The sequence below is a fragment of the Bacillus sp. LR--39 genome, assembly GCF_053613335.1.
In genome coordinates this window covers 1-793 of record NZ_JBSIOT010000693.1, presented here as the reverse complement: position 1 = coordinate 793, position 793 = coordinate 1, and the positions used below count along the sequence as shown (strand labels likewise).

Here is a 793-nt window from a genome sequence, read left to right as displayed (position 1 = left end):
GAAGGACCCTAAAGATCCGGAAAAGCACATTACAGTTGAACTTAGAAATGACGGCGCTTTGCTCACCTTTTCAACAACTGTCCGCTCCGAGACAGACAAACAACTTCCAGATGCCGAGCTGAAGCTGACGGCTCTTCAGTTTGCCGCTGTCCATCATCCCGGCACATTTATGAATTTTCATTTTCAAGGCAAGGAAGAACGGGGGCAGCACATCCGGTTTGTCTATACCAAAATGGAGCTGGGGCTTCCGATTCCCAATTCAGGCTTTTTAATTGATATGAGACGCAGCGGTCAGGTTGTCCACTTTCTATATTACGGGGAAGGGCATAAAGCCGAAGTTCCGACGGAATTTGTAGCAAAAGAGAAGGTTGTGTCCCATTACTTAAACACAATGTCTTTTGAGCTGATGTACGATGTCATTGATGGCGAACAGGAACCAAGGCTTGTATATGAACCGATTCTCCCGGGATACAGCTATCCCGCAGATGTAGACGAAATTGTGCCCGACCAGCATATCGCAGATGAAAGAATAGAAAACACGGCGCCACTGCCGCCGCTTCAGAACAAGGAAGAAGTTGATATATTTGCCTTGCTGGGTTTTACCTCTGATATGCAGAAAGTCAGTGAAAGAGACTTTGGAGAACAAATTGGAAGCACATGGCGCAGAGGCGCTGCGCCGGAGCGTAAGGATTTAAGCATAAGAAGCTATTTTGAAACGAGAAATAAAAACACAATCAAAATGAAGACGGATAAAAGAACCGGAAAATTAAAAGCAGCGCTTTCTTTTATGGAG

Annotated in this window: 1 protein-coding gene; it reads left to right on the top strand. The window is 45.4% G+C overall.

From position 1 onward, the window contains the following. Nucleotides 1–793: YcdB/YcdC domain-containing protein (locus ACWHAR_RS25895; RefSeq protein WP_452088277.1), on the top strand; the 793-nt coding region annotated here is incomplete at both ends.